This is a genomic window from Streptomyces sp. P5F9 (genome assembly GCF_057961495.1).
This window is the reverse complement of sequence record NZ_JBXVPZ010001006.1, coordinates 1-790: the sequence shown is the minus strand read 5'-3', so window position 1 is coordinate 790 and position 790 is coordinate 1. Positions and strand designations below refer to the sequence as shown.

The 790-nt window shown below is 64.6% G+C and carries 1 protein-coding gene; it reads left to right on the top strand.

The genetic code is table 11. The features are described 5' to 3' along the window. Nucleotides 1–32 precede the first annotated feature (32 nt). Complete coding sequence (locus AC31A1_RS52105) at nt 33–410, top strand: hypothetical protein (protein ID WP_489660027.1); 378 nt, start codon at nt 33–35, stop codon at nt 408–410. The last annotated feature ends 380 nt before the right edge of the window (nt 411–790 follow it).

Genomic DNA, 790 nt, shown 5'->3' with positions numbered 1-790 from the left:
TCCCCAGGCAGAACTCACCCCGAAGGACTTCCATGCCCAAGAACCGCCACCGCCTCCGCATCCGCCGTACGGCCACCCTCGCCACCGCAGCCGCAGCCATGGCCCTCACTGCCGGACTGCTGACGGCCTGCGACCCAACGAACCCCTCTGACCCCTCCGACACCTCCAACTCCCTGAACTGTCTGAAGAACTGGAACACGATCTCCGACAGCCTCAGGGCGATCCACGACGACGAATCCATCGCCAAGATCGACGTCAACTCGGACAACACCAAGGTCGACAAGGCGGTCGACAACCTCAACAAGGCGATCTCCGACTACAACAAGGCCATCCTGAACGGCGACACGAACCCCGACTCCAGCAAAATCGACGCGGCGGCGAGCCAGCTCAAGGACGTCTGCACCTCATAAGACACAACGAAGGGAAAGCGCACGCGGCTTGGTACGTGACCGTTGGGCCACTCGCTTCTCGGCCAGTGTCGGCCTTCCACGGCCGAGTAAAGGGCGCTCCCTGCGGTCGCGTCGCCTTCGGCGATTCCGCTGCGCTCCACCCTTGACTCGGCCCGCTCCAGCCCGTTTCAGAAGCGAGCGAGCGGCCCGAAGGAACGGGTGGCCAGGGAGCCATCCCTTTGCCTGTACTGCCTTGCTGGCCGGTGTGGTGGGGCGCGTCTGCGTCTCGCCTGCGCGCCACCCCCGACCCGACCCGGATCCCTCTGGAAGCCGGGGTCATTTCTAACCGGTCAAAGGCCGCTAAGGTGGTTAGATTTACCCCCGGCTTCCCGCAACCACCC